Raw genomic sequence first — 8,468 nt, forward strand, 5'->3', positions numbered from 1 at the left:
AGGTAGGTATAATGAGTTACACAGTCATTAGCGGATGTTGCCCATCAGCTTGCGAATAGGCTTGGCAAACACCAGCACGATCACACCGGCCACAAACATGATCTTCACGATCAGTGCGAACAAGTCGATCATCAGCGAAGGATTTTTTGCGAGCACGTCTTCGCTAAACTCGCCGGCATACAACCCGGCAAACAAGTTGCCCAGGGCCAACGCCATAAAAAACACCCCCATCATTTGGCCCACCAACCGTTTGGGCGCCAGCTTGGTCACACCGCTCAGGCCAATGGGGTATAAACAGATCTCACCGAAGGTATGTAACATATAGGTTATCACCAGCCACGAAATGCCCGGCTTATTACCGTTCATAACAATCTCGGCGGCGCCCATCATGACCAGGTAGCCCAGGCCCATCCAGAATAGGCCCAAAGCCAATTTCACAGGCGTGATCGGATTCAGTTTATGCTTGGCCAACGTTGACCACAACCAGGTAAAGACCGGTACAAACAAGATGACAAAGATGGGCGGCGCAGACTGCAACCAACTGGCCGGCATGTTGAAGCTGCCAAAGAGCCGGTCCGTATAACGGTCGGCAAACAGGTTGAGCGAAGAGCCCTGTCCCTCGTAGCCAGCGTAGAATGCCGTCGTCACGACAAAGAATATAAAAATGGCCAGCACCTTTTTCTTTTCATCGGCACTGAGCTTTTCAAAGATAAACACGTAGATAAAGTATAGCAGCACGCTAATCAGCAACACCACGCCGGAGCCTTGTGCAAAAGCCACCGGGTTGATGGTAATCGTGCGGGTCCACAATAATACCACCAGCGCTACGAGGCCCAAACCAATGATCCACAAAGCATAGCGGATGTTTCTCTCCTGCGTTCTTTGCTGTGCAGGGTCCGCATGGCGTGCCGGTTCCAGGCCTACCGTGCCGAGATAGTTTTCCGTCAGTTTATATTGAATGACGCCCAGGATCATTCCGACGCCCGCGGCCGCAAAACCATAGTGCCAATTTACATTTTGCCCCAGGTAGCCGACGATGATCGGCGAGACCAGCGCGCCGGAGTTAATGCCCATGAAAAATATAGAGAATCCTGCATCGCGTCGCACCTGATCTTCCGGCGGGTAGATCTCGCCCACCATGCTGCTGATGTTGGGTTTCAACAGCCCCGTACCGATCACGATAAAAAGCAGGCCTACAAAGAATGTCTCTTGTGAAGGAAATGCCAGGCAAAAGTGGCCCAGGGCGATGATACACCCTCCATAAAAAATCGATTTGCGCAATCCGAAGAATTTGTCGGCCAACCACCCGCCGGGCAGTGCCAACAGGTACACAAACATGGTGTAAAGGCCGTAAATGGCGCCGCCCGTTTTGTCATCCAGGCCCATGCCGCCGTTTTCAACGGAGGCAACCATGAAGAGTAAGAGCAAGGCGCGCATCCCGTAGTAGCTGAATCGCTCCCACATTTCGGTAAAAAACAGCGTCGCAAGACCACGGGGGTGGCCAAAAAAAGTTTTGTCTGTACTCATGAAAACAGATGATCAGCTTAGGTATAGGTCTTCCGGCAAAATGTTATTCCAAAAACGCCCGAAAGTAGGGCGAGAATTTGGTTTTCGCAAATGACCATTCCGGGCGCAAAGGAAACAAAAAATTCATTGCAAACGATTGAAACACTATCAAAATACCTAACTTTGTTCAACTCATTAACCCAACAAACATGTTAGAATCCGGAACTAAGTCCCGATCCGTCGGGACGGACAGCTTTGGTATTCCCAGAGGAAAAGCGCATTGGAATGTATCGCCCGGTGCGCTGGCGGAGCAAGCGCTCAAGCTGGGACAAGCGAAGAAGACGACAAGTGGCGCGCTGGCAATCGACACGGGTGAGTTCACCGGGCGGTCTCCAAAAGACAAGTTTACCGTCAAGGACGCTTTGACGCAGGACGCCGTGTGGTGGAACCAGTTCAACATCCCCTTTTCCCCCGACAAGTTTGCCCAACTGCATCAGAAGATGCTGCAGTATCTGGAAGGCAAGGAGTTCTACGTGCGCGATGTATTTGCCTGCGCCGACCCACGCTATCGCCTGCGTGTGCGCGTGGTCAACGAATACGCCTGGTCGAACCTGTTTGTGCACAATATGTTCATCCGCCCGACCGAACAAGAGCTTGGCAACTTTGAGCCCGAGTGGCTGGTGCTGAACGCGCCGGGTTTTCACGCCGATCCGGCTGTCGACGGCACCCGCCAGCATAACTTCTCGATCATCGACTTCACCCGCAAGGTGATCCTGATCGGTGGCAGCGGGTATACCGGTGAGATCAAGAAAGGCATCTTTACCGTGCTCAACTTCATCTTACCCCATCAGCAGAATGTCCTCGCCATGCACTGCTCAGCCAACGTCGGCGCGGCCGGCGACACTGCCATCTTCTTCGGCCTTTCGGGCACGGGCAAGACCACGCTGTCGGCCGACCCCAATCGTAAGCTCATCGGCGACGACGAGCACGGCTGGACACCCGACAACGTCATCTTCAACTTTGAAGGCGGCTGCTACGCCAAGACGATCGACCTGACGGAAGAAAAAGAGCCTGACATCTACCGGGCTATACGCGCCGGCGCCCTCCTCGAAAACGTAGGCTATAAAACAGGCACCGACGAGGTTGACTTCGCCAATGGCACACGCACCGAAAATACTCGCGTGAGCTACCCGATCGACTACATCTGTAACACGGTGCAGCCGTCTCTGAGCAGGAACCCGAAGAATATCTTCTTCCTGACGTGCGATGCCTACGGCGTATTACCGCCCATCGCGCGACTCACGCCGGGGCAAGCGGCCTTCCACTTCATCTCCGGCTATACTGCCAAGGTAGCGGGCACGGAAGCCGACGTGACGGAGCCGACCATGACCTTCTCGGCCTGCTTCGGTGCGCCGTTCATGCCGCTGCATCCGGCTAAATATGCCACCATGCTCAGCAACAAGATGCAGGAAGCGGGCGTGCGTGTATGGATGGTCAACACCGGCTGGACGGGCGGCCCCTATGGCACCGGCACGCGCATGAGCCTGAAATATACCCGCGCACTGATTACCGCTGCACTGGAAGGCAAGCTCGATAACGTCGAATACGAAAACCACGAGATCTTTGGATTGGCCGTACCCCTCGCCTGCCCGGGCGTGCCAGACGGCCTGCTCAACCCACGCGAAACGTGGAATGATAAAGATGCCTATGACCACAAGGCGCAGTACCTGGCAGAAGCGTTCCTCAAGAACTTTGAGAAATTCGCCGCCCTGGCCGACGTCGAAATACTCGCCGGCGCACCCAAGCTCAAGGCTGACGCCTGATAATACTGTTGTTGGCTGTGAATAGAAGGGATTGATCGATGCCGCCCCACTGTCTGGGGTGGCATTTTTTTTCCAATAAAAAGCAAAATTAACCGCTCACGGGAAACACGATGGCTTCTAGCTTTTGCGTTAGTATCATGCTTATTAAACGTATCTACAACAATAAAAAAACCATCGCGAGTATGAAGTCAACATTTTTAACGGGAATCTTTTTCCTGACCCTGGCTTCCGCACCACTGTTTGCACAAGATGCGCAGAGCGCGGCTGCCGTAACCGATGAAGAGCTGAAGAAGTATGCAGTGGCCATGGACTCGATCAACGAGATGCAGACTGAACTGTCAGGTGAAATCAAGACCATGGTGAAAGACAACCAGGCCATGCCTGTGGCACGATACAATGAGCTGTACAAGATCATTGGCGACGAGACCAAACTGCTCGAAGCCCAGGCAACGACCGACGAGATCCGCTTTGTAAAAGAAGTCATTGCCCTTCGCGAGCAAGGTACTGCCAAGATCAAGGAAACGTATCAACTGCTGGCCAAGGACTACGTGGGAGTGGCTTCTTTTAACAAAGTGAAGAAAGCCCTTACAACGGACGAAGCCCTGAAGACCAAATACCAGTCCATGATGGATGAGCTGGGCAAAGACAACGCTGTCAACTAACGGCCTGACGACCAGATACCGTCAACCGGCATACAAGAGGCTGCTCTCCGGGCGGCCTCTTTCGTTTTGTACACTTTCAGCGTTCGGAAACGAATGCGACCATCTGTAATGCCGAAAATATTACACCGGTAAAATCCCCTTCGAAGCTTAACTTTTGGATAAAGTGCTAAATTGCTAAAAGTCATATCTTTGTGCCCTGTATGACATTGAAAAAAATGCCTAAATCCCTCCTACTTGCCGCGGCCCTGCTGTGCAGCATATGCTTCACTGCCCAGGCGCAACACAGCTCATTGTTTGCCTCCTATGATTGCCGCGAGCACGCCGAGTTTTTTTACAGCGCCCCGGTAGAGGAAGTGATCGTAACCGATGCCGACGTTACGGTGTCGCTGGAGGTGGAAGAAGCCGTCGAGGCCATCGATACGCTGAATGGTTGGAAACACTGGCAGTATGTGGAGAACTTTCATTTTGGAAAAGACCGTGGTGCCATGCCCATGATCACCGATCTGAATGCGCTGCACCCCTACTTCCGCGACCGCATCAAAACCCTGATCGAAACGTGCGAAGCCAAGGGCATTACCCTGGCAGTCGTAGAATCATACCGCACCCATGCCAAACAAAACGAATACAAGGTCATGGGAAAGAAATATACCAACTCGGGCGCCGGCAAATCCAAACATCAGTATGGCCTGGCGGTGGACGTTGTTCCGGTGGTGAACGGCGTAGCCGTGTGGGACAACAAAGCCCTTTGGAAAAGCGTGGGCGTGGAAGGCGAAAAGCTGGGCCTCCGCTGGGGCGGTCGCTGGCGCAAGCCGTATGACCCGGGGCACTTCGAGTGGACTGGCGGACTTACCTCCTCCCACCTGGCCGTCGGCGTACTGCCGCCTGTTCCCAGGGTAGAAGATCTCTATCCGTGCATGGCGCAAGACGTTCGCGTGCTGCGCCGGTATTGGAAAGAATGGGAGACTGCGCAGAGCGCAGTGACACGCAAATAATCATGAGGCTAACGTTTCCCGAAAAGTTTATCTTCGGAACTAGCACCGCGGCCGTGCAGGTCGAGACGGCCTTCGAGCACGACTGGCAGGGCATCAAGTGCCGTGATGGACACGTGTTCGATCAAACGACCGACCACGAGCTGCGACTGGAAGAAGATGTGAACATCATCGCCACGCTGGCCCCGAGCTACCGCATGAGCCTCATGTGGAGCAAGCTGCAGCGCGAGCCTTACGGCGCCTTCGACGAAGCTACACGCCTGCATTATCATACCCTCCTTAAAAGCCTGAAAGCCCGTGGTGTATCCATCATGATGGTATTGCACCACTTCTCCAACCCACTGTGGTTTTCCAAACGTAATAGCTGGGAAAAGGAGGAAAATATCCCCCTTTGGATCGACTACGCCCGCCGTGTCATCGACGAATACGGCGAGTATGTATCGTATTGGAATACCTTTAATGAGCCGAATGTATACGCCAGCTTCGGATGGCTCACGGGCTTCTTTCCCCCGTTTAAGATCAACCCGCTGGCGGCCGGCAAAGTGGTCGTCAACATGGGCAAGGCCCACGACCAGATTTACGACTACCTGAAATCGCGGTTCCCGCACCACCCCGTGGGCATTTCGCACAACTGCGCCGTCTTCGCAGCCGAAAACATCCTGGGTTGGTTCCCCGCCCGCCTCAGCGACTGGTGGTTCATGGACTACGTGCCCCAGCATTTCGAAAAGGTTGACTTTTTTGGCATGAGCTACTATGGCCGCATTTCGCACGACCCGCTGCCGATTACCTACCTCAACCACCCGCAGAAGATCAAAGACCTGGGCCGCAAACACGACGACATCTGGGAGTACTATCCGGAAGGCCTGCGCACCTGCCTGGACCGGTACTGGAACAAGTATAAAAAGCCCATTATCATCACTGAAAACGGCGTTTGCGACGAGAGCGACTTCCTGCGGCTACAGGCCATCCAGGATTACGCCGCCATCATACACCAGGCCATTCACGACGGCATCGACATCCAGGGGTACTACCACTGGAGCACGTGGGACAATGTCGAGTGGCACCTCGGTCCTTCTATGCGGTTCGGCCTGTATCAAACCGACCCCAAGACCCGTAATCGTTTTATGAAACCCAGCGGCGCCCTCTACGCCTCCCTGGCGCACTCCAAGAAAATTACTGTACAGCAATACCAGGAAGTGGCAATCTGACATTTGTTAAGTACCTTCCGGCAAGCGACCTGAACCTTGAGAACCTATGTACCGAAAACTACGCCTGTTGCCAGTCATCCTGTGTCTGCTTGCCCCAACCATATGGGGATGGGGACAAACCAAAACACAAAAAACGAAGACCTCGGGTAAAAAAGAGCTTCTCTACGTAGGCACCTTCAGTGTGCGCGGCAGTGCCGGGCTGTACGTCTATAACTTCAACCGCGCCAAGCGCACGCTCACGCTGGTACAAACCGCGCCGACACCCGAAAGTCCGTCGTTTGTGGGCATTCATCCCACCGGCAAATTCTTATACTCGGTCAACCGCGGCAGGGCGAAGGACAGTGACCTGGAAGGCTCCGTCAGTGCCTTTGCCATCGACGCCAAGACCGGCCGCCTCAGTGATCTCAACAATCGTTCTTCCTTTGGTGCCGATCCTTGCCACATCAGCTTTGATAAAACCGGTCAATACGCCTTTGTCTCCAACTACGGCGAAGGCAACCTGGTGGTACTGCCGTTATTTGAAGACGGCCTGGTTGGCAACCCCTCCGATTCGAAAAAGTATATTGCCAGCAGCGTCAACCCCGCCCGGCAGGAAAGCTCGCACATTCACTCGGCCCTGATCTCACCCGACAACCGTATTCTCTATGCGGCCGACCTGGGCGCCGACAAAGTCTATAGCTATAACTTCAACCTGAACACGGGCAAGCTCGAGCCCTCTCAGCAGAAAGAAGCCGCCGTCATTCCGGGCTCAGGCCCACGGCACTTTACCTTTCACCCGAACGGCAACTTCTTATACCTGTCAGAAGAGATGACTTCTTCTGTCTGCGCCTTTAAGATCGATAAGAAGACCGGTGCACTGACCGTGCTGCAAGACTCGGTACTTTCCCTGCCCGCGAGCTTCACCGGCAAGAACAGCAGCGCTGATATACACATCACCCCCAATGGCAAGTTCCTGTACATGTCGAACCGCGGCTTTAATGGCATCAGCATCTTTACCGTCGCTGCTACCGGCAAGATCAAGCTGGTGGGCCAGCAGCCCACAGGTGGTCAGACCCCGCGCAATTTCATGATCGACCCGCGGGGCGAATACCTCTTTGCCGCCAACCAGGACACCGACACGATCGTGCTGTTCCGTATAAACGCAAAAACGGGTCTGCTCACACAAGTGGGCAAACCCGTTAAAGTCCCGTCGCCGGTATGCTTAAAAATGCTGACGCACTAGTGCGCCCGTTGCGTTAGTCTTTCAGAATACGCATCTCCACCCGTCGGTTTGCGGCGCGCGCTTCGGGAGTCATTTCATTCCGCAGCGGCTGACTGCCGCCGAAGGCTTTCGTCAGGATACGTTTTTTGGCGATGTCCTTTTCCACCAGGTATTTCTTCACGGCATCGACGCGATCTTGTGAAAGCTCCAGGTTGGCCTTCGGGCTACCGGTGTTGTCGGTGTGACCTTCCAGCTGAATCTCCATATTCGTGTTCTCTTTCATCATCTGCGCCAGCTCGTCTAACTCGCCATACGACTTCGGGTCGATGGCTGCCTTACCCTGTGCAAAGATGAGGCTGCTCAGCACCACCGTCTGGCCTTTGGGCGTCAGCGTGATGTCGCGCAAAATGCGTTTGCTACCGTCAACATCTTTGGGGTCGACAATCACTGTCTTCGGATTATAGCCTTCCGCACCTGCCGTAATCTGGTACTTGGCGGTGCCAAAGATGGGGAATGAAAACGTGCTGTCATTGAAACGGCCGAATATACTGCCGGTAGGAATGCTGCTGTAACGGATGCTGGCCTTCACGCCCTTGCCCGTACGCGAATCCATTATTTTGCCCTGCGCCAGCATCTCGTCCGTCTGTGCAAATGCCGGCAGAAACACGGTGAGCAAAACAAGTGTCATTCCAATCGTTCTCATGGGGGTTGCTTTTAGTTTAAAATGCAAACTTACAGGTTCTATTTGCAAAGTCCTTGCCAATCAAGGATGTATACCGCCGCAAGCGAAGCTTTAACGGGCTAAAAAGCAAACGCCGGAAACCACTGTCTAAGAACAGGGTGTCCGGCGTCTTTTATCTGTGACAGCTACTGCCGCATGGCAGGCTGCGCTTCTTTACCATTCTACGGTTTGCCCGGCGCCGAGTATGTCGCCTTCGTCACCGTCATTGTCTACCGCTTTTTTCGAGGCGTCTTCTTCGCCGCTACTTTCGCTTTTTTGGTCGGCTGCTTGGCTTTGGCTTGGCTCCGGGTTGAGGTTTGGGCTTTGGCTTTGCTTTTCCGCTTGTCCCCCGAAGAGG

Annotated in this window: 8 protein-coding genes; 5 read left to right on the forward strand and 3 right to left on the reverse strand. The window is 54.0% G+C overall.

The features are described from left to right. Positions 1-27 precede the first annotated feature (27 nt). The gene (locus KK062_RS26455; RefSeq protein WP_254087395.1) at positions 28-1,527 is read right to left on the reverse strand and encodes a peptide MFS transporter; all 1,500 of its coding nucleotides are present in this window, start codon (positions 1,525-1,527) and stop codon (positions 28-30) included. 188 nt (positions 1,528-1,715) lie between these two features. On the opposite strand from KK062_RS26455, the gene pckA reads away from it, so the two are divergent. The 5 genes from pckA (at position 1,716) to KK062_RS26480 (ending at position 7,410) form a co-directional block, all read left to right on the forward strand. Next, complete coding sequence (pckA, locus tag KK062_RS26460) at positions 1,716-3,329, forward strand: phosphoenolpyruvate carboxykinase (ATP) (protein ID WP_254087396.1); 1,614 nt, start codon at positions 1,716-1,718, stop codon at positions 3,327-3,329. Between the two features lie 182 nt (positions 3,330-3,511). Further along, positions 3,512-3,991, forward strand: a complete 480-nt coding sequence (locus tag KK062_RS26465) for a hypothetical protein (protein ID WP_254087397.1) — start codon at positions 3,512-3,514, stop codon at positions 3,989-3,991. Positions 3,992-4,206: 215 nt separating this feature from the next. Continuing rightward, entirely contained in the window at positions 4,207-4,983 is a 777-nt protein-coding gene (locus KK062_RS26470) for a M15 family metallopeptidase (protein WP_254087398.1), read from the forward strand. 2 nt (positions 4,984-4,985) lie between these two features. Continuing rightward, a complete protein-coding gene (locus KK062_RS26475; protein ID WP_254087399.1) occupies positions 4,986-6,188 on the forward strand; it encodes a family 1 glycosylhydrolase in 1,203 nt (400 codons plus the stop codon). A 46-nt stretch (positions 6,189-6,234) separates the two neighbouring features. Next, entirely contained in the window at positions 6,235-7,410 is a 1,176-nt protein-coding gene (locus KK062_RS26480) for a lactonase family protein (protein ID WP_254087400.1), read from the forward strand. Positions 7,411-7,423: 13 nt separating this feature from the next. Here the strand turns inward: KK062_RS26480 and KK062_RS26485 are convergent, their stop codons facing one another. Next, positions 7,424-8,092 (reverse strand): OmpA family protein, encoded by a 669-nt coding sequence (locus KK062_RS26485; protein ID WP_254087401.1) that lies wholly within the window; start codon positions 8,090-8,092, stop codon positions 7,424-7,426. A gap of 192 nt (positions 8,093-8,284) precedes the next feature. After that, the coding region (locus KK062_RS26490; RefSeq protein ID WP_254087402.1) for a hypothetical protein at positions 8,285-8,468 on the reverse strand (184 nt) is incomplete at its 5' end.

The sequence above is a fragment of the Dawidia cretensis genome (assembly GCF_018598175.1).
Lineage (GTDB): Bacteria > Bacteroidota > Bacteroidia > Cytophagales > Cyclobacteriaceae > Ohtaekwangia > Ohtaekwangia cretensis.